General features: G+C 51.2%; 15 protein-coding genes. 5 read left to right on the top strand and 10 right to left on the bottom strand.

Going from position 1 to position 19,125, the window contains the following annotated elements:
- Positions 1–162: 162 nt before the first annotated feature.
- Both R3B84_21490 and R3B84_21495 read left to right on the top strand, forming a co-directional pair.
- The gene (locus tag R3B84_21490; protein ID MEZ6143146.1) at positions 163–1,425 is read left to right on the top strand and encodes a Gfo/Idh/MocA family oxidoreductase; all 1,263 of its coding nucleotides are present in this window, start codon (positions 163–165) and stop codon (positions 1,423–1,425) included.
- Between the two features lie 8 nt (positions 1,426–1,433).
- Positions 1,434–2,387, top strand: coding sequence for a TIM barrel protein (locus R3B84_21495; GenBank protein ID MEZ6143147.1), 954 nt, complete (start codon positions 1,434–1,436; stop codon positions 2,385–2,387).
- A 21-nt stretch (positions 2,388–2,408) separates the two neighbouring features.
- Here R3B84_21495 and R3B84_21500 read toward each other — a convergent pair whose 3' ends face one another.
- From R3B84_21500 to R3B84_21535, 8 genes are all read right to left on the bottom strand, one after another.
- On the bottom strand, positions 2,409–3,152 hold the full coding sequence (locus R3B84_21500) for a hypothetical protein (protein ID MEZ6143148.1): 744 nt from the start codon (positions 3,150–3,152) through the stop codon (positions 2,409–2,411).
- 34 nt (positions 3,153–3,186) lie between these two features.
- Positions 3,187–5,073, bottom strand: coding sequence for a secretin N-terminal domain-containing protein (locus tag R3B84_21505; GenBank protein ID MEZ6143149.1), 1,887 nt, complete (start codon positions 5,071–5,073; stop codon positions 3,187–3,189).
- Positions 5,021–9,469 carry a secretin N-terminal domain-containing protein gene (locus tag R3B84_21510; protein ID MEZ6143150.1) on the bottom strand — a complete coding sequence of 1,483 codons (4,449 nt, stop codon included), beginning with the start codon at positions 9,467–9,469 and terminating at the stop codon, positions 5,021–5,023. Before R3B84_21510 ends, R3B84_21505 begins: the two co-directional genes overlap by 53 nt.
- Before the next feature lie 343 nt (positions 9,470–9,812).
- Positions 9,813–10,748, bottom strand: coding sequence for an ABC transporter ATP-binding protein (locus tag R3B84_21515; GenBank protein ID MEZ6143151.1), 936 nt, complete (start codon positions 10,746–10,748; stop codon positions 9,813–9,815).
- Positions 10,730–10,942, bottom strand: a complete 213-nt coding sequence (locus R3B84_21520; GenBank protein MEZ6143152.1) for a hypothetical protein — start codon at positions 10,940–10,942, stop codon at positions 10,730–10,732. Before R3B84_21520 ends, R3B84_21515 begins: the two co-directional genes overlap by 19 nt.
- A 155-nt stretch (positions 10,943–11,097) precedes the next feature.
- The gene (locus tag R3B84_21525) at positions 11,098–12,045 is read right to left on the bottom strand and encodes a hypothetical protein (GenBank protein MEZ6143153.1); all 948 of its coding nucleotides are present in this window, start codon (positions 12,043–12,045) and stop codon (positions 11,098–11,100) included.
- A 158-nt stretch (positions 12,046–12,203) separates the two neighbouring features.
- On the bottom strand, positions 12,204–13,007 hold the full coding sequence (locus R3B84_21530) for a uroporphyrinogen-III synthase (GenBank protein MEZ6143154.1): 804 nt from the start codon (positions 13,005–13,007) through the stop codon (positions 12,204–12,206).
- An 88-nt stretch (positions 13,008–13,095) separates the two neighbouring features.
- Entirely contained in the window at positions 13,096–13,515 is a 420-nt protein-coding gene (locus tag R3B84_21535; protein MEZ6143155.1) for a 2Fe-2S iron-sulfur cluster-binding protein, read from the bottom strand.
- Positions 13,516–13,840: 325 nt separating this feature from the next.
- Between R3B84_21535 and R3B84_21540 the strand changes: the two genes are divergently transcribed.
- The 3 genes from R3B84_21540 to R3B84_21550 all read left to right on the top strand — a co-directional run bounded on the left by R3B84_21540 (position 13,841) and on the right by R3B84_21550 (position 15,920).
- Positions 13,841–14,335, top strand: coding sequence for a glutathione peroxidase (locus R3B84_21540; GenBank protein MEZ6143156.1), 495 nt, complete (start codon positions 13,841–13,843; stop codon positions 14,333–14,335).
- A 260-nt stretch (positions 14,336–14,595) separates the two neighbouring features.
- A complete protein-coding gene (locus R3B84_21545) occupies positions 14,596–15,498 on the top strand; it encodes a DUF1559 domain-containing protein (protein MEZ6143157.1) in 903 nt (300 codons plus the stop codon).
- A gap of 11 nt (positions 15,499–15,509) precedes the next feature.
- Positions 15,510–15,920 (top strand): hypothetical protein, encoded by a 411-nt coding sequence (locus R3B84_21550; GenBank protein ID MEZ6143158.1) that lies wholly within the window; start codon positions 15,510–15,512, stop codon positions 15,918–15,920.
- Here the strand turns inward: R3B84_21550 and R3B84_21555 are convergent.
- Together R3B84_21555 and R3B84_21560 are read right to left on the bottom strand one after the other, a co-directional pair.
- Positions 15,917–17,164 carry an alpha-hydroxy acid oxidase gene (locus tag R3B84_21555; GenBank protein MEZ6143159.1) on the bottom strand — a complete coding sequence of 416 codons (1,248 nt, stop codon included), beginning with the start codon at positions 17,162–17,164 and terminating at the stop codon, positions 15,917–15,919. The two genes, R3B84_21550 and R3B84_21555, sit on opposite strands and share 4 nt — an antisense overlap.
- Before the next feature lie 85 nt (positions 17,165–17,249).
- Positions 17,250–19,118, bottom strand: coding sequence for a class II glutamine amidotransferase (locus R3B84_21560; protein MEZ6143160.1), 1,869 nt, complete (start codon positions 19,116–19,118; stop codon positions 17,250–17,252).
- Between the last annotated feature and the right edge of the window lie 7 nt (positions 19,119–19,125).

The following is a 19,125-nucleotide window of genomic DNA, read 5'->3' on the forward strand; positions in this document are numbered from 1 at the left end:
AATAGACAGAACAATCAATCCGTCAAACGATTCATCATTTTTTCATTGATTTCTTTGTTCGCTGTGATCTCAATCTTAGAGCATCAGCAGATAATTTTGCTTTCTGGTTGCAACCGATCTTTGTCTGTGCGATTCTAGACAGGTTGCTTTCAGGGGATAGACATGGGGAACGATTTCAAACAATTTGCGGTAGCGGGATCGATGCTTGCTGGTGCGGCTGCACTGGATGCGATGCAGAAGAACAACGATGAATTACGGATCGGCCTGATTGGTTGTGGGGGGCGTGGCACTGGTGCCGCTTCGCAGGCACTGAAGGCAGATTCGAATGTTCGGTTGACTGCCATGGGCGATGCATTTGAGGATCGCCTGCAAAGCAGTCTGAAAACATTAAAAAATTATGAAGCACTGGCGGCAAAAATTGATGTCCCTGCTGAACGCCAGTTTGTGGGCCTGGATGCTTACCAGAAAGTGTTGCAGCACTCCGATGTGGTGCTGCTTTGCACCCCACCTGGCTTTCGCCCACAGCACCTGAAGGCGGCGATTGATGCGGGCAAGCACGTTTTTGCAGAAAAACCAGTTGCAGTCGATGGGCCAGGCATTCGGTCGGTGCTGGAAAGCTGCAAAAAGGCCCAGGAAAAGAACCTGGGGGTGCTTTCCGGGCTCTGTCTGCGTTTTCACTACGGTTTTCAGGAAATCATCAAACGTGTGCACGATGGGGCGATTGGCGATCTGAAAGTCTTACAGGCAAACGACTTACGTACCGGTCGCTGGGCGAGAACCCGCCAGCCGGAATGGACTGATCTGCAATATCAGATGCGAAACTGGTACAACTTCACCTGGTTATCGGGTGACTTTAATGTGGAACAGCATGTCCACTTTCTGGATGTCTGTGCCTGGTTAATGAATGGGCAATATCCCACTGCTGCAACGGGGGTGGGTGGCAGGCAAGTTCTTACTGGCAAAGAACATGGAAACATTTACGACCATTTTTCGATTGTCTACGAGTATGCAGATGGGGCGAAAATGTTCAGCAACACCCGTCAACAACCCGGCTGCAAAAATGAACTGTCCGCATCGGCGATTGGCACCAAAGGAATGGCGTTCCTTTCCGAACGAACGGATGGCATTTATCTGACGAATCCCGAACGGTGGGTTTATCAGGGGAAAGAAAACAACATTTACCAGACAGAACATGATGAATTTTTCATGAGTATCCGTGCGGGCAAGCCATTCAACAACGGGGAGTATATGGCAAAGAGTACCCTGTTGGCCATCATGGGGCGCATGGCCGCTTACACCGGACAGCGAATTACCTGGGAGATGGCATTGAACTCCAAAGAAAGTCTGGTACCTGACCAACTGGACTGGAAGATGAAACTCCCAGATCCGCCCATTGCCATTCCTGGTATTACGAAATTTCAATGAGGTAACACATGGAAACCAACTGGAATCTCACGAACACACGTCGGCAGTTTCTGGCAGGAACTGCCATCGCTTCCGCTACCCTGCTGCACAATGGTGGGGTGTGGGCCGAAGAAAAACCAGCCGCACCTACTGAATTTCAAGTCGCCTGCATGACCCTGCCATATTCGAACTTTCCATTTGCCAGAGCACTGGAAGGGATTCGCAATGCTGGCTACAAGTTTGTTGCGTTAGGCACCACCCACCTGGAAGGGGGCAAAAAAGCAGCCATCATTGGGGATTCCACCAGTCTGATGGCAGCCAAAGCAGTGGGCAAACAGTGCCGAGATGCGGGACTCGAGCCACTCATGATGTTCTCATTAATTTATCCCGAAGCCACCAATGGCTTGAAAGTTCTAACGCAACGCTTACAGCAGGCCGCAGCAGCAGGAATTCCCCAGGTGCTGACTTTTGGCCACACCAAAGGTGGGAACCATGAAGTCTGGATTGAACGGCTGAAACTTCTTGGTCCAATTGCAGAAAAAGAGGGTGTGGTGCTGGTGATTAAGCAGCACGGTGGGGAAACGGGTACGGGTGCGGCCTGTGCGAAGATTGCTGAAGCGGTCAATCACCCACATGTGCAGGTGAATTATGATGCGGGTAATGTCATGGATTACCTGAATGTTGACCCGATTTCTGACTTAAAAACTTGTGCAGCAAGGGTTTACAGTTTTTGCATCAAAGACCACCGTAATTTTCCAAAAGATGAGGACTGTGGACCGGGCCTGGGTGAAATTGACCACTACAAGTTGCTGCACCTGGTGGCGAATCTGGGAAGAAAGATCCCACTATGCTGTGAAAATATCTTCGCACCGCTGCTACCCAGACCAAAAACAGCAGAGGGTGTTGATGCGATGGCAAAACGGGCAAGAGAGTTTCTGGATCTGGTCATTCAAGGGCTGCAAACCGTTCAGACTGGCAAGTAACGAAGCTCTTACCGATTTGTGTTATTCCACAGGTATTTTTTTGCCCAGTTTCTCTGCCGCTTTTTGTAACGTGGCAGAGTGATCAATATTCAACACTTCCGGCTGGGCCAATAGCGAGCGGTTTTCCAGATCGGTGTACCGCACAATCATATTCACACGGGTGATATCCACGTGGTAGGTGCTCCAGGGCAAAAAGAGCGTGTAGCCTTCACCAATCAGATCCCTTCTCAAAAACCTGCTGGCTGTGGCTGCATCAATTCGCCATTGTTCCAGTAAGCGTGCGGAACTGCCACCTTTGGGCGATTGATCAAACAGATCAATCACAAAAGAACCATTCCCACGCAGCGGAGCGGTTTCATCCACACCAAAAACGTAGACTCGTGCCAACAACCCAGGCTGATCCTCCCCACCTCTTGTGGGATCGGGGGCATAAATTACCTTGTTGTTCCATGCCACCGATACGCGGGCTGCCTGATCGGGACGCTCTGCACCTGCTACAAAGTTTACCTGCTCTTTCTGAGCTGGTACCACCATCTCAGGCGGGGGTAACTTCCCCACAGTATCTTTTGTGGGAGCCGCAGATGGGGTGATGGCATCTGATTTGGCAGCCTGTACCTGATCCGGCAGGGCGATCATCGGTTGCTCTGGCGTTTTTGCCCGAAAACCGAATGTCTCTTCCAGCGGTGATTTGCAACCGGTATTCACCAGCAGGCAGCATCCCAAACTGAACCATGTATATCGCGAAAATAAATGACCTTTCTTCATTATTGGTTACCATCCATGGTAAAAAATCTTACGGTTACTTGCGGTTCATTGGCATTTCAATTGCTGGTTTCAACAGTGCCGGGTTCACCAGATTAGCCGGATTTGAGCTGGTCGCTGAAATCGGCAGCACGGGCACCGTCGGCAATGAAGAATCCGCTTTCGACGGATCTTTTGGTGCTTTCGGCTGTGCTGGTGAAGGCAAGTCAGGCAACTTCGGCACTTCAATCCCTGGGGTTGAAGGACTTGCAGGTGGTATTTCACCTTCGGGTAAAGGCTTTGGCAGTGTCAACGGCTGTTCCATCCCCGGAGCCTGTGGTTGTACCCACGATTCGGAGGGCACAATTTCACCAGGAACACGATCGCCCAGGCCACTGGTCGGTCCACTATAGATCTTGTCGATTTCCTGGAGCCGCCAGTTCATCTTGCGTGCTTCTTCCATCAGCAACCGTTCTGAATCAGCCGAGTTACGAATGATGTGCGGCGTCATAATGAACAACAGCTCGCGTTTGACCTGTTCCTGCGTACGGAAGCGGAACAGAGTACCCACGTAAGGCAGGTCGCCCAGCCACGGCACTTTGCTTTCAAAGCGTGAATCCGACTTGCTGATCAAGCCACCTAACACCATTGTTTCCCCATCACCCACCAGGACAGTGGTAGAAATCTGCTGCAGGTTGAAAGCAGTGGCAAACAACCCGTTCCCTAACGGAATCAGCGAATCCTGTGGTGAAGACACACTTGGATCAACCCGCATCAGGATCTTGCCATCAGGATTGATCCGTGGGGTGACCCGCAAGGTAGTACCCAGTAAAACTCGGTCAATCGTTTGCTGCAAGGTACCCAGTGCTGTTGCCTGGCTGCCCGTTGTATAGGGGAAGTCCTGACCAACAAACACCTGGCCCACCTGATTATCCAGCGTCGTAATGGTGGGACGCAAGACAGTATCAATCCGACCTTGTAACTTCAAAGCCCGGACCAGCACGTTGACCGTGTCGCTGGCGGCAGAGAACACGAAACCACCCACACCCGCCTGTCCAACCCGACCCACGCCATAGTTGGTAAGACCCTGGAAGCCCACCACACCCGAATTGGTGATCGAAGGCTGACTGACTGCGTTGGTGGTGTTAAACCCAAACGGATTGACGACATCCGTACCAGTGGTATTTACCGTTACCCCAGGTACCAGTGTGCCACCATTGGCCGCACTGAAAACGTTACCCAGTGCGGGCACCAGGCCACGGCTAAAGAGTACTGGAGACTGCAGGCCGATTTCCACACCAAAATCTTCGCTGTTGTTCAGCACTACTTCCGCGATCATCACTTCGATCGACACCTGTAGTGGTTGAGCATCCAACTGATTGATGATTGGCAGAATCGCTGCATAGGCCTGTGGGGTGGCACTGATAAGCAGGTTATTGGTCACCGGCTCTGCAGCGATCACAATATTCCGCTGAATCTGCTGAAAACCAGACAACTGATTCCCACTTTGAATCACGGACAGAGAGTTATTCAGGTACGTCTGCAAAACGTTGGCGACATCAGCCGCACCCGCATTCCGCAGTTTGATCACATGATTGCCACGCAGATCGACAGCAGAATCTTCCAGGCGAGCAATGATGGCTGCAATGGCATCCAGATCGTTCTGACTGCCAGCAACGATGATCGAATTGCTTCGTTCATCGACCGTAATCTGCAAATTAATCAGGTTGGCACTGACACCTGGCTGGCCAGTCAATGTCAGCAGTGGTCGATTCGCAGCACCACCGCCCAGACCTCCGGCACCTTGTGTTGCACCGAAGAACAACTGCTGAATCAGGTTGGCGGTCAATACCGCATCTGCCTTTTTCAACGTATAAATATTGATCTGAGCACTAGCTGCACTGGGCACATCCAGATCGTCGACCAGTGCCATCAGCAAAGCCATCGTTTTCTTGGGTGCAGACAACAACAGGCTGTTGCTGCACATCCGGGGTGATATGTACATCTTCCAGATAGCCGGAAGAGATCGAGCCATCACCATTCGACCGGAAAAACTGCAGCGAGGTCGTCTTAGTGGTGTTGGTTGCCTGGGAACCAAGCTGCACGCCAGTATTACCCTGACCACCTACTCCGCCACCCAAACCGCCGAGACCCCCCTGACCGCCGATGCCGCCACCTCCGAAACCACCGCCGCCACCGAATCCACCACCCCCACCTTGTTGCTGGATTTGCACCAGCCCGGGGAGTTGCTGCTGTTGCAATGGCTGTGGGAGAACACCCTTCGTCAATGCATTAAGAATCACTGCAGAGATTTCATCGGCAACAGCATTCTTCAAACGCACGATGCGGAATTCGTTCATTGCCTGTGATTCGGACGTATCCAGTTTGGCAATCAACCGCTTTACTTCTTCCATATCTGCAGGAGCGGCCTGCACATAGATCGTATTCGAACTGACATCGTAGTAGACCTTATCCGACAACTGTCCGATCTGAATGCCAGATGCCACTGCACGCTGGGCGAGGTAGTTCCCCACCAATTGTGCGACAATCTGGGCAGAAGCTTTCTTCAGTGGGATTGCTTCTGGTTCCAGAGTGCTCTTAACATCCTGTTTGAGGATTTCTGCTTTGTAGTATTCTGCACGTCCGGCGGGTGCAAATAAGAGAATCACATTCTGGCGTGGAATCGGCAACATAAACACCGAGCGAGGTTGAGCGATGTTCTGTTGCTGATTGGAACCACCAAAGCCGGCAAAACCACCAAAGCCACCAAAGCCCCCTGCGAAGCCGCCCCGGCTTTGATTGCCACCACCGAACTGATTCTGCACCTGCGTACCTTCGCCACGTGCAAAAATCTGATTCATTACCTGAACCAACGTGGTAGCATCTGCATTTTTTAAAGGAATTACTTCATATTTGGGACCAATATTTGCCCCTTCTTTTTTAATGTATTCCTGTATCTGCCGAATCAGATCAAGAGTTAATTCCAGATCACGCTGATTAGCAGCAGTGATGACGATTGCTCCCAGTTCGGGCAGAGGTTGTGCCTCAATTGGCCCACGTGGGATGAAAAACCGCAAATCACCAGGTACCACCTGTTGTGGTGGCTGCTCTGGTTGCTGGAATGAAACCGGTAATACCGCAGCATCTACCGTCGGCGTATTGCCGGATTGCGAGATCCGTTCCCCAATTGGCAGGATCTTCACCGGTTTGAATGGTGCAGCTACGCGCGGACCATACATAGGATATTCAGGCATATCCTGTGCAAGGCCATCAAACATTGGATCAAAAATCTGAGGTTCGTTAGGGACCTCCATGTCCCGATAATCAAAAGGGCGCTGGCCCTCCGGGAACCTGGGTATCTGATCGTTAAAGGACATTCGACCGCCCCCACGACCACCACGGGTGCCACCGCCACCACCGAAGCCACCACGAGTGCCGCCACCACCAAATGGAGACGCACCGCCCCCACCGAAGCCGCCACGAGTACCACCACCTCCGAAACCACCGAATGGTGAAGTACCGCCACCTCCGAAACCACCACGGGTACCGCCACCACCAAATGGACTTTGTTGCTGATTTGTGTTTGTCTGCAAGCGGCTGGTAGGTGTGCGGCCTTGCATAATGTCCAGGACATCCTGGACAATCTGAGGATCGACATCCGTTAATGGCTGTAGCCGAACGACTTTAGTAGTGTCTTTAGCGTTCTTCTCGAACTCATCAACAACCAGTTTCACATTCTCATACATCGGCTTGGAACAATTCAGAATAATTGAATTGGTCACATCATCCGAGGTCACGTACAGTGTTGCCTGTCGAGCACCACCTGCTGCCGGTTGTGGTGCGGCACCTCTGCCCCGACTGCCACCAAATCCCGCAAATGGATTCTGCTGTGCCCCACCGGAGGAGCCACCAGCAGATTCCGTTTTGAAGACTTCCTTCAAAGCAGCAACCACGGTCGATGCGGTGGCATATTCGAGCGGGCCAATGAAGTAGGGCTGGGTCAGGCCGCCTTCATCGGCATTATCAATAATGGTTTCCAGCATGTTGCGGATGGTAATCCAATCCACCGCGTTGGCCTTGATCAGCAGAGTGTTACTGCCTGTTTCTGCCACTACTCGAACTTTGGCATCTGCAGGTGGGGTTGCTGCGGCAGGTGCTGGTGCAGCAGTGGCACCAAAACCTCCAAATCCGCCTCGGCCACCACGGCCACCACCACCCAGGAATGCAGCAAATGGATTTGCGTTACCACCTTGCTGCTGCTGTTGTGGTGGGTTGTACCAATCGTTAATCGTTTTTGCAGCATCTACAGCACTGGCATTTTTCAGTCGGTAGATGTGCATCGTCGCAGTATCGTTGGAATTCGTATACATCCGGACAATCTGGGCAACCATCGCGGCAGCTTTGGGATCGTCGCTGGAAATCATCAGCTTATCGCCAACTGGTGTCAGTGTGACCGTGGGGCCATCACTCTTTTCCGGTGCGGGATTGCCAATCTGATTGTTGGCCACCACCATTTTGCGAAGCTCGGCATCGCTCATGCTCAGCGTTGGGTCGGTAGATGGCTTCGCCTGTCCACGAGGCAGACTGGGAATTTCTGGTCCCTTTGGCAGCCCTTCTGCACCCTTAGGTGTTGGGATTGGAGCTTTGGGCATCGGGGCAGGGAGTGGCGGAATGCCATCCTGACCGGGCACAAACAGCTTGATCTTTGGCCCGCCGGGAATGTTCATTTCCTTTAATACACGCTGGACCTCATTCGCAAGATCGGCCGCACTGCCGTTTTTCAACTGAATCATGCGGAAGCCACTGCCCGTGAGATCACCTGCTTCCTCGCCCATGGCTCGAATCGCCATTTCAATATCTTGAATCTGGCTTTGGTTGCCACGCACAATAATGCCGCTGCCGTTTGGTTGGACATCAATGTACGCCCCACCATCGGTGGTGGATGGGAACATGCTTTTCAGCATGGTCGAGACAGAAGCACTATCCAGCGAGGTTACCGGAATCGTTTTTACCATTGTGGGGGCACGATTGGAATTCAGTGCCTCGGCAATCATGAAATGGTCTTCTGGTGGTGCCCAAACCATGATCTGGTTGCCACCAACAGCCTGAATCCGGACAATTTCACTGGTTTTGAATTGATCTGCGAGCGCGGTCGCAATGGCATCTGCTGTACCAGCACCCACCGTGTAGTTCTGGAAGGTGGGTTTTCCGTCAATGATCTTCTTGTCGCCAGTATCGTTCTTCACCAGGAACGACTTCGCCTGGGCAACTTTATCTGCTGGGCCATTGACATGGACCATATTCTGCACTTCGTCAGCAACTACGTTCAGGGTTTTGCCACCGGGTTGTGCATAGGAATACTGCGTATTGTAACCACCGTAGCTACCATACCCTCCACTACTGTAACGTGGGTCATAGCTTCGCGGATCACGGGGATCACGACCACGAGAGTCGCGGGAATCGCGAGAGGAAGATGAAGAAGAACGCGGATCGTAGCGAGATGGAACCGTTGAGGTGTTGGTGGGAACCCCAAACAAACCACGCAGAAGTGTTGCAGCGTCGCGAGAACGAATGTATTGGCATTTGTGCGAATATTGTTCCGCACTGGCATTCTTTTCCAGATCCTCACCTGCCAGCAAGGTTCTCACAACCTGGCGAAGATTAGCAACTTTGTCGGTGATCACGAACGTGTTGGACGAAGACAGTGCAGCCATGTTGGCGTTGGCACTCAGCATCGACTTGACATCGTCGCGAATATCATTGACGACCTGGGCCTTGAGCGTCAGCGCAATCTGCACAACATCGCGGGCCCCAAGCTGGTCCAGTTCTTCCACCGTAACGGTGCGGACCAACTCTGCAGGAATTGGCTTATCTGCCGCCCACAAACGGAACGATTGCTCGCTGCGAATCAGCACGTAACCTTTTGCGGTTAATGCTTCATTAATAATGTCCGTAATTTCGGAAACGGAATATTCACGGAACTTCCCACCCACTTTCGGTGGGGTAAAGTTAAACGTGCCATCTGGTGGAGCTTCCGAACTGTTAAATGCCAGTCCAGTCAGTTCTCCATACCAGTCCATTACTTCCTTCCAGGGCTTTTTGCTCATGACAAAGGTGTAATGTTTGATTGGAGGGGGAACTTCTGCCATGGGAGCAGCAGGTTTATCACCACCTGCAGGCTTCATTGGGTCGATCTTTTCCTGAGCAGCAAGCAATGGGATGCCACTGCCAGGATTACTGATCGTCATTCCGCCGACAACCATCGAGACAGCGAAACTGACCCCGGCGATTGACCGCAGCCACTTTTTAGGCCACAACCCACTCTTGTGATGATGAAACATCTGCTTTCCCCTCACGCCGATTAAAACACGCACCCCACCACGACATCAATAGGATGCGCAAACCACGATTCTGTTCATTCAACCGTTAGATTCGGCACAACCTGCATTCATAATTGACGATCTTCCCACAAACACTCAGAAAATCTTCATTTACTAGCACAATTGTGTTCATCCTAACTTACCCAGTTGATGAATACCAGCGAATATCGTGTAACTTCCTTGCTTGACGAAAATTGCGCAGATCGCGTCAGTCATGGGCAAAAAATGTGCAGCCAATCCATTGGCAGCGAGAACCAACTGTAATAGTGTACCTTATCAGTTGTTAATAAATCATGAATTTCCGTTAATCCCGCAACGTCTTGCGGGTAATTTCCAGAAAAACATCTTCCAGGGTGGGGGGAATCACCTCAAAATGAGAAATCCTAACTCCTTGATCTATTGCTAGTTGCAGCAAATCTGCGGCAAACGTTCCGTCTGGTTTGCCCCGTAAAATTATTTGTGAATTTTCTGACGACAAATGCCGAACACCCGCCAATGATGAGAATTTGCTCATTAAATCAGGCGAATTCTGCTCAAGTGTTAGTCGATATTCACTCCCACGGATCGCCAGCAGGTGCTCTATTCGGTCACACGCGATGATTTTGCCCAGGTCCATAATGGCTATCCGTGGGCACAACGCCTGAACCTCTTCCATATAGTGGCTGGTGTAAATCACGGTCATGCCACGCGAATTCAGCAGGCGGATCTGTTCGAACAGGTGGTTGCGGGACTGCGGATCAACTCCTGTGGTGGGTTCATCCAATAACAGCAATTTGGGTTGGTGAATGACGGCAACACCAAGATTCAGACGGCGTTTCATCCCACCAGAAAAAGTTCCAACCCGGTGATCAGCGCGTTCCGTCAGCCCACAGAAATCAAGAATATCAGCAACACGATGCTGAAGCACCTTTCCCTGCAAACCATACAGCCTGCCAAAAAAAACCAGATTTTCCCTGGCGGTCAGTTCGCCGTAAAGTGCCAGATCCTGAGTTGCCAGGCCCACTGCGTTTCGAATGTGGGCAGATGTTGAAGAGAAAAGCCCACCCATGAATTCGATTTCGCCAGCATCGTGGGGCAACAGGCAGGCCAGAATACTCATTAAAGTGGTTTTTCCAGCACCGTTAGGGCCGAGCAAGCCGAAGATTTCCCCTTCAAAGACTTCTAGAGTTACCCCACCGAGGGCCTGGTGGGTACCATAGTTTTTGGTAACGGCACGCAGATTCAAGAACGCTTGCGACATGGTAGTTCATCAATTCGCGTGCAGGTTTCCGGCAAAGTCGCTTCCGAAATCAGCAGACAGGGAATCCCTTCTCGAATACGAAAGCTCACAGCACACTGCTGGCATTCCCACTTGGTTTCCAGGTTGACCAGGTGGGTTACCCGCTTGGGATCGATCGGGCAACGGAAAAGTTCATTGGCTAAATCGTGCGACATAAAGAAATGATAGCAAAATCCCCCACCAGAAAGGAAGGTGGGAGCAAAAATGGCGAAAGATTACAATATTGCGATATTGCCAAACTGCTATATTGCTGATTTGAAATCTAGTGCCACTGATGGTGGCTTTCACAATTTCAACTGGTGTCGGAATGTTACTTCACAAACGCTTTTGCGGCCACACTGCCACGCATGGTGCCGGTCACATTGACCACATTGGTGCCTGGAGTAGCTTTTACCGTGCGAAGAAGATCCACTAGAGGTAAGAGTGATGGTTCTTCACTGGCTGCTGCACTCAGTTGCAGCCGAAGCAGGGCTACCATCCCACCCACCAGGTCACTGAGCTGTTTGGCTGCGGCACCATCGCTGGCGTTGCATGCAAGCGAAATGTGGATATCTTTGTCGATGGCAATTGCGGCACTCATCCAATCAACGTTCTGCAAGCGTGCCTGTAACTGTTCGTTTGGGACTTCGACATTCGCAAACTGCCCCCGCACCCAGGCCACTGCCGTAATGGCAGCGGTTGGCTTCAAACTGCCCACCAGTGAGTTCATTTCGGCGGTTAATTTCGAGGTTGCCTTGCCTTCACTGGCCAGAAAAGCCACTTCCACTGCTTCTGCAGTGGGGCCTACCACAATCAGGCCGTCCTTAATGACGGCAGAAAACATCGTTTGCTCTGGCTTATCGCCTGGCAGCTTGTAGATCGTTCGCCCACCTTGTTTGACAATCGAAACTCGGTCGGTGTGCTGGTAGGCATACTTTTCTATCGAATCCGATACCGCTTTGTGGGTAAATTTGCCTTCGAGCAGCATAAATGGTTTCCCACTATTGGCGGTGCGGACATTCATTGCCACCGTGCTGCGGGAAAAATCCTTAAAAAGATCTAACCCAGCTGCTTCGATCGCATATTGCACCTGTTTGCGGCTTTGAATCAGGTCCTTGATGAGTTGTGGGCCGATTTGTTTCCCTAATTCTGAATTCACCACAGTGGTGACATCCACCAGGGCAACCGCATCAGTATCGGCGGGCAAATATGGGGCAATATCCGCCCCACGGGTGGTATTGGCGACAAAAGTCGCGACCAACAAAAGGAATATTCGCATCCGTCAACCCCTCACTTCCAGCAAATCCATGGAGAACATTTAGGTTATCGCAATTGAAAACGTGGGGAATGACGAAACTTGCAGTCGAAAAGAGAAATCGGTGCCACTATCCAACTGTTTGTGGGTGTTATGCCTTTTTTCCAAACAAGGGAAATGTGTTACGAGAAACTTCTGCCCAGTTGGATCACCAGATTTTTCATCTGAAACCCCTGGGCGGGCTGCAGATCGACTTTTAAATGAAGGCTTTCTAATTTTTGCGAAACTACTGGGCCCACAGATGCGACAAACACTTTGCCCAGTGCGGTGCGGAACAACTCTGTTAAATTGTGTTCCGAAGCCACTTCCAGTAACCGATCCACCTGTGGGGCACTGGTAAAAACAATCACATCCACTTTGCCAGCGTCCATGTCGTGCAGTAACTCCACCACATGGGTAGCGTCGCTTTTCGGTGCGTAAACATACGGCTGGATGGTGTCTGCCTTCGCACCATTCGTGGTGATGAAGTCGACCAGCGTGGGATTGCTTGCAGAGTACAACTGCACGCCAATCGTTTGCCCAGGCTGGATGAGTTCGGCCAACGTCTGAATAACGCCTTCTGTCGTTGGAATAGTGGCACTTCGGGTGGGCTTCAGGCCGATTTCCTTCAACGCTGTGGCAGGTTTTGGCCCACGGGTCAGCGTGTTCGAGCGTGCGACGGCATCAATCAGTTCCTGTCGACGGCCCCCACGTTCAGCGAAACCGAGCAATCGACGTAAACCCTCGCCGGTTAAAAAGATCAGCCAGTCGAACTGTCCTGCAATCAAACGATCCAACCAGAGATTGACCGTGGCTTCATCGGGTTGATCGTATATCCCAAACATGGGACAGGTGCGGACTGTGGCACCCTCACGTTCTAAAAGGCGTTGGAGTTCGTCCTGCTGGCGAGCTTCCGCAATCGCGACAACTTTCCCTGCTAGTGGCATATGATGATATTGGCAAGTAAGTGAATGGTGATTTGATCATATCGCGAAATTAGAATACAAAAATACAGTAATATCGCAATATCGTTAATTAGTGGCCTTCTTTGACAATGTTTTTGTTCCACTTGGGAATAACCACCACCACATCCTGGGTGCCATCAGGCACGCACTGACAGCTCAGGCGGGAATCGGGGTCAACATCGCGGGCACTATCGAGCATATCTTCTTCATCTTCGGTGGCACGATTGCAGGTTCCCCCACCCTGGGTCACTTTCACGTGGCAGGTGGCACAGGCACAAACGCCCCCACAGGCATGGTCAATTTCCAGACCGGCACCCTCGGCAAGGTCCAGCACGCTCCCTTCCAGACCGGTGCGGCCATACGGAATAGCACCCGGCTGCACTTCAAATGGAATGACCTGACCGGTTTCCTCGATATGAAACGTGATTTTAAACGGCTTCTCTGCTTTTTTCACCGTGGGTTTGACAACGTACGGGTTCACTCCAGCCATGACAATCTACCTGCTCCGCATCTCCCACGTGGGAGAAATCTGGGTAATACTGAAAAATCTGTCTACTTATTAGGATAGGTAAGCACCCACAAAGTTACAAACGGGAACATTATGAAAGAGTTTTCATTAATTTTCCCCCACCATTGGGAAAATTCTTGTAATTTTTGCTTGCACTCTGCCTGTTCGTTCGTCTAAAAACGATGTGTGAAGACGCACAGTATTTAACATTCATGTGGAGACAACCATGAAATTGGCAAGTTTGGTATGTTTGGCAGGGCTTATTGTTGCTGGAAATGCAGTTGCTGCAGAAAAGGAAACCAAGGTAATGACCGGTCCGTTAACAGGTAAAATGAAGGCAATCGACGGGAAAGAAGTCGATCTGGCCCAGTTTAAAGGCAAAGTGGTGCTGCTGGTGAATGTCGCCAGTCGCTGTGGTTACACCAAGCAGTACAAAGATCTGCAGGCACTGTATGAAAAATATGGCAAAGATGGCCTGGTGGTGATTGGCGTCCCTGCCAACGAATTCGGCAAGCAGGAACCTGGCACCGATGCCGAAATCGCTGAGTTCTGCTCCACCAAGTACAGCGTGACCTTCCCGATGATGTCCAAAGTGGTGGTGAAAGGCGAAGGAATCTGCCCACTGTACGACTACCTGACCAGCAAAACCACCAACCCAAGTTTCGCAGGCCCCATCGGCTGGAACTTTGAAAAATTCCTGATCGGCCGCGACGGTGCGGTAAAAGGTCGTTACAAATCGAACATTGCACCGATGGATGAACAACTGACCACGGCAATTCAGAAAGAACTGGAAGCGAAGTAATCAGATTTCCATCTGATATTCGATTTTTTTTCAGACCAGTTGCCGTTCTTCTGGTAGTGGTTCACCAATTCTTGACGAAACTTTTTTCAAAATACAGTTGCACATTCGTTAGAATCTCGTTATGATCACGTAGATTCTTTTAAGATGTTTCTCCGTTGCAAACACTCTTTTTGTGACACCTCTTCTCTTTGAAACATCGTTGTATGTGAAATTTCGCTATTGCAGTGTGTCCTGGTGGAATTGGCTGGAGGTACATTTCTATGTCTTCTCGACGTGGTTTTACGTTAATTGAGTTGCTGGTGGTGATTGCTATCATTGCCATCCTGATTGGATTGCTGTTGCCAGCCGTGCAAAAAGTACGGGAAGCAGCCAATCGTTCGAAATGTTCGAACAATTTGAAACAACTGGGGCTTGCGATTCATGGATTAAACGATGCTAATGGAAGTCTGCCGCCACTGTGTGCACCATCTGCTGTAACAGCCACACCTGCAAATACCCCATATGGCGCCCACATGTTTACCATGTTCCATTTTTTGCTTCCACAGATTGAACAGGACAATATTTTCAAATTAACCCAGCCACTGGGTAGTTATGGTGGGCTGCAATACGCACGCGTGATTCCAACTTATATTTGCCCATCTGATACCACCAACGATAGTGGCAAGTGCAAAACCACCAACGGTGGGGCGAATGGGTGGGGTATTACCAACTACGCTGGGAACAATTACGTTTTTGGGGATCCCGCCGGTAACCGCACCTACCCACTTGGAAAAACAGAAATGAGTGCCAGTGTGGCTGATGGTCTTTCCAATACGGTCTTTCTGGCCGAAGTGTATGGTACCTGTGGGAATACAGGCAACCTGACCAGTGCCTACGGCACATTATGGGCAGATGCAAACAGTGTCTGGCGACCTGGGTTTAATTTGGGAACCAGCAAGGGGGGAACAGGATTAACAGCGTTCCCACCTTCACCCAAGTTTCAGGTAAAACCGCAAATGCTGAACAATTGCAATATTGCGGTGCCACAAGGTCAGCATACCGGTGGTATCATGGTATGTCTGGGTGATGGCAGCGTCCGTTTTATCACGGCTGGCATGGCCGATGTCACGTGGCAGCGGGCAGTCGATCCACGTGATGGCAACCCCCTTGGCAACGATTGGTAACCGGAGGCAATATGCGTTTATTGTCGCTAATGCTGCTTGTTTTACTTGCTGGGTGCAGTGGGAATTCGAATCAGCCAGAATTTGGCATACTCCACCCGGTGTCTGGAACGATCACTCTGGGAGGGAATCCGGTTAAAGGTGGGACGATTCAATTGAATTTGGAACCAGACAATACGGAATTTCTCATTAACAGTGAAGTATCCGATTCTGGCAAGTTCGAATTGACAACGGTACGAACCACGGACTCGTCAGGAGAACGGAAGAAAGGTGTCGCACCAGGCACTTACAAAGTGACCTATTTACCAAACCTGAATGATCAGACCGCTGGTTATCGAGAACCGGTGGTCCTGCCCAAACCAGTGGTGATTGAGGCGAAAGAAAATATCCTGTCGCTGGAACTCCCCTTAAAACCAAGTCGTTAATCCGGTTTTCGCAACAGGTGGTGACCGAAATCAGCAACTCGATGGCAACACAACTGTTCCATCACCTGGTTCAGTTGCACTTTCAACATTGCAATGGCGTGCTGCCCACCTTCATTGCCCAGTGCAGCCACCGAATACATGAAGGTGCGGCCCAAAAAGGTGAATTCCGCACCACAGGCCAATGCGCGGGCAATATCCGGACCGGTGCGGATGCCACTGTCGATCATCATGCGAATTTTTCCACGATATTTGGCGGTGATTGCCAACAATGAGCGGATGGTCGACTCTCCCGCATCTACCTGCCGCCCACCGTGATTGGAAATGATGATCCCGTCTAAACCCAGGCGAATTGCTGTTTCGGTATCTTCTTCACTGGCAACGCCTTTCAAAACCAGGTTCCCTTTCCAGCGATCGCGGATCGGTTTGATCCGTTCTTCATTCAGTCGGCCAGAAAAAGTAGAGTTCATGTAGGCACCCAGCTTCTTCATATTCAGACCCTTGGGCATGTATTTCGCCATCGTGGCAAAGTGGGGCTTGCCGTTCAGCAGTGTCCGCATGGCCCAGTTGGGGCGGCCTAAAATCTGCAGGATGTTACGCAAGGTCATCCGTGGGGGCATCGCCAACCCATTGCGAATGTCGCGTGGGCGAAAGCCAAATGAAGGCACATCGCACAACAGCACCAGCGTTTTGCACCCTGCCGCCTGCAGGCGATCCATAATATCGTCCCGAATCGTGCTTTCTGCCGGGTGGTATAACTGATACCAGAATCGCCCATTGGTAATATCGCCGATTTTTTCGATGCTGGCTGTGGTGACTGTGCTGAGAATGAATGGCACATTGTGCTCATTGGCGGCACGAGCCAGGATTTCTGGCGAACCAGGCCAGATCAGCCCCTGCAACCCAATCGGTGCAATACCAAACGGTGCGGCATATTCATGGCCAAACAGTTCCGTTTTCATGTTCGGCGGTTCGTGCGGGGTCAGATACAGGGGCTTTAACTCCACCTGCCGAAGATCATCGGTATTTTTCCGCAGATTCACATCCTCATTACACCCACCGTCAAGGTATTCAAAAGCAAAACGTGGGATTCGTCGGCGTGCGCCTTCACGCAGATCATCAATGCCCGGATAACTGGTGTTGTAAGTCAGATTCATAAAGTTTTCGCTGGGAAAGTTTGCGTCGCTTGCGGTCGGCAGGCTGAAATCAGGTAACGAATATTCCCCACCCAGTGGGTGGTTTGTCACGTGAAAAACAGTTAATGCCACACTGCTAACTTACAGAAAAAGTGGTGATACAACTACCATTCGCAATCGATCGGAGAAATGCAAATCAGTGGTGGACCTGTTCGATTTTCACATCGACAGTCAGGGATTCTTTACCACCGCCTTTGAAAATGGTGCCAGAGGTGGGGGTGGCATCGCGGAAATGCCGCCCGCACGCCACACGGATGTGATCCTGTGCCACCACACAGCCGTTGGTGGGATCGAAGCCACGCCAACCGACGTACGGAAGGTAGACTTCTACCCAGGCGTGGGATGCTTCCGACTGAATTTTGTTCTCATAATTCGCACCTGTGTAGATGTAGCCCATCCGATACCGAGCAGGAATACTTAACAGGCGGGCCAGACAGATAAAGAGATTGGCAAAATCCTGACATACTCCCCCACGGCTGGCATACACCTGGAAAGGAGTTGTCTCCAGCGAAGTAACCCCGGGCTGATAGTTGTAGTCGCGGTAAATGCTGAGATTGATATCATTCAGCGTATCTAGCAGGCGGAACTTATTCCGTTCCACAAAACTCATTGCGTAAGAAGTAAGCTCTTCCAACTGCGTTTCCGGAAGTTCTTCCGGCAACAAATAGGGCATCATCATCTGTCGTTGCCATGGCATCCAGACCAGTGGCAGGGATGTCCGTCGCACGGATACGCTGTAGTCGTCCGGCGGCATTGCATAGATCTTCACCCGACTTTTGCTGCGTACAGTCAAAGTGTTGTACGAATTTTTGATAATGTAATGCACCATGTGGTTACCGAAGACATCCTCGAACTGGATTTCTTCCCCCACCATGGAGATGGACAGGCTGGCGTGGGTGACTTCTTGCAGGTGGTTGTCAACCGGTTGCAGCCGAAAAACGTGGGAGCTATGGTCCACCGCCTGATCATAAGAGTATGAAGTGGTGTGAGTAACATCATAGAGGCGATACATCAACGGCTGCCCGTCTGCCGTGTGGGTAATCGCACGAATGTTCACTACCGATTCATGAACCATCGGTGGGATTTCGACCACCGTCTGAGCCTGTTCTGGCTGGGTGGGGGAAAATTGCCCCACGGGGACGGAAACGGCCACAGTGGGCGATGTTACAGGCAAACTCTGGGAAAAATGTTCTTCCAGGTGGGCATGACTGTTCCAGACAATCGCCCCACGTCGGGCGATGATCAGTTGGCCGGGCTGCATTGGCACCCACCGGCCATGGTCAAACGGGATCGAGCTGAAAACCAAGGCAGTACGGTAGGTATCGCGCGGATCTTCCAAAGAAAAGGTCGCCGCCACCGATTCAAAATAATTTTCGCGCTTTGGTGGTTGAATGCGGGTGTAGTACATTGCCCGCTCGGTGCGGGTACCCAGAAAGCAAACAACCGTTACGCCGTCTGTCAGGCAGAGATCGGCACTGCCCAACGGATCAAGTCGCTCAAACCAGCCGGACAACGATTCGTGGTTGACGCTGGAAAGGCTACCCACGTTGATCTGGCCAATCTGGCTGAGCAGATACAGGAAGGCTAATTCCGAATCGGTGCGGCCCAGCGGTTCCAGAAAACGGGACTTATCGGTATGCAGTTGCATCAGCGAAATCTTGTCTAAATCGCCGTTGTGCATGAATAACCAGTCTTTACCGGCAAAACTTCTGGTAAAAGGCTGGGTTTCGTTGTGGGTGTATCCCTTGGCAGCACCCTGAACTTTACAAAAATAGACGGTAGAGCGAAAACTCTCCCATTCGCTCATGATCTGCTGCATCCCCACATCATCGTGGGCGGTGGGGTCTTTGGCCACGCGGGCAGCTCTGGCATCCCCAGGATACCAGGCCAGACCCCACCCCAGCGTATGGGTGCCGTGCGGGGCCGCTGGATATTTCAGCGAGATGGTTGGCGAACATAATGCATCAAAACTGAATGCGAAAATATCGCTGGTAATGTTGCTCAAAGTTTTC

The sequence above is a fragment of the Zavarzinella sp. genome (assembly GCA_041399155.1).
Lineage (GTDB): Bacteria > Planctomycetota > Planctomycetia > Gemmatales > Gemmataceae > JAWKTI01.

Bases quoted from the DNA above. Each gene is read 5' to 3' on its own strand.
- R3B84_21490 (MEZ6143146.1), top strand. From the start codon at position 163: ATGGGGAACGATTTCAAACAATTTGCGGTAGCGGGATCGATGCTTGCT.
- R3B84_21495 (MEZ6143147.1), top strand. From the start codon at position 1,434: ATGGAAACCAACTGGAATCTCACGAACACACGTCGGCAGTTTCTGGCA.
- R3B84_21500 (MEZ6143148.1), bottom strand. From the start codon at position 3,152: ATGAAGAAAGGTCATTTATTTTCGCGATATACATGGTTCAGTTTGGGA.
- R3B84_21505 (MEZ6143149.1), bottom strand. From the start codon at position 5,073: ATGGCTTTGCTGATGGCACTGGTCGACGATCTGGATGTGCCCAGTGCA.
- R3B84_21510 (MEZ6143150.1), bottom strand. From the start codon at position 9,469: ATGTTTCATCATCACAAGAGTGGGTTGTGGCCTAAAAAGTGGCTGCGG.
- R3B84_21515 (MEZ6143151.1), bottom strand. From the start codon at position 10,748: ATGTCGCAAGCGTTCTTGAATCTGCGTGCCGTTACCAAAAACTATGGT.
- R3B84_21520 (MEZ6143152.1), bottom strand. From the start codon at position 10,942: ATGTCGCACGATTTAGCCAATGAACTTTTCCGTTGCCCGATCGATCCC.
- R3B84_21525 (MEZ6143153.1), bottom strand. From the start codon at position 12,045: ATGCGAATATTCCTTTTGTTGGTCGCGACTTTTGTCGCCAATACCACC.
- R3B84_21530 (MEZ6143154.1), bottom strand. From the start codon at position 13,007: ATGCCACTAGCAGGGAAAGTTGTCGCGATTGCGGAAGCTCGCCAGCAG.
- R3B84_21535 (MEZ6143155.1), bottom strand. From the start codon at position 13,515: ATGGCTGGAGTGAACCCGTACGTTGTCAAACCCACGGTGAAAAAAGCA.
- R3B84_21540 (MEZ6143156.1), top strand. From the start codon at position 13,841: ATGACCGGTCCGTTAACAGGTAAAATGAAGGCAATCGACGGGAAAGAA.
- R3B84_21545 (MEZ6143157.1), top strand. From the start codon at position 14,596: ATGTCTTCTCGACGTGGTTTTACGTTAATTGAGTTGCTGGTGGTGATT.
- R3B84_21550 (MEZ6143158.1), top strand. From the start codon at position 15,510: ATGCGTTTATTGTCGCTAATGCTGCTTGTTTTACTTGCTGGGTGCAGT.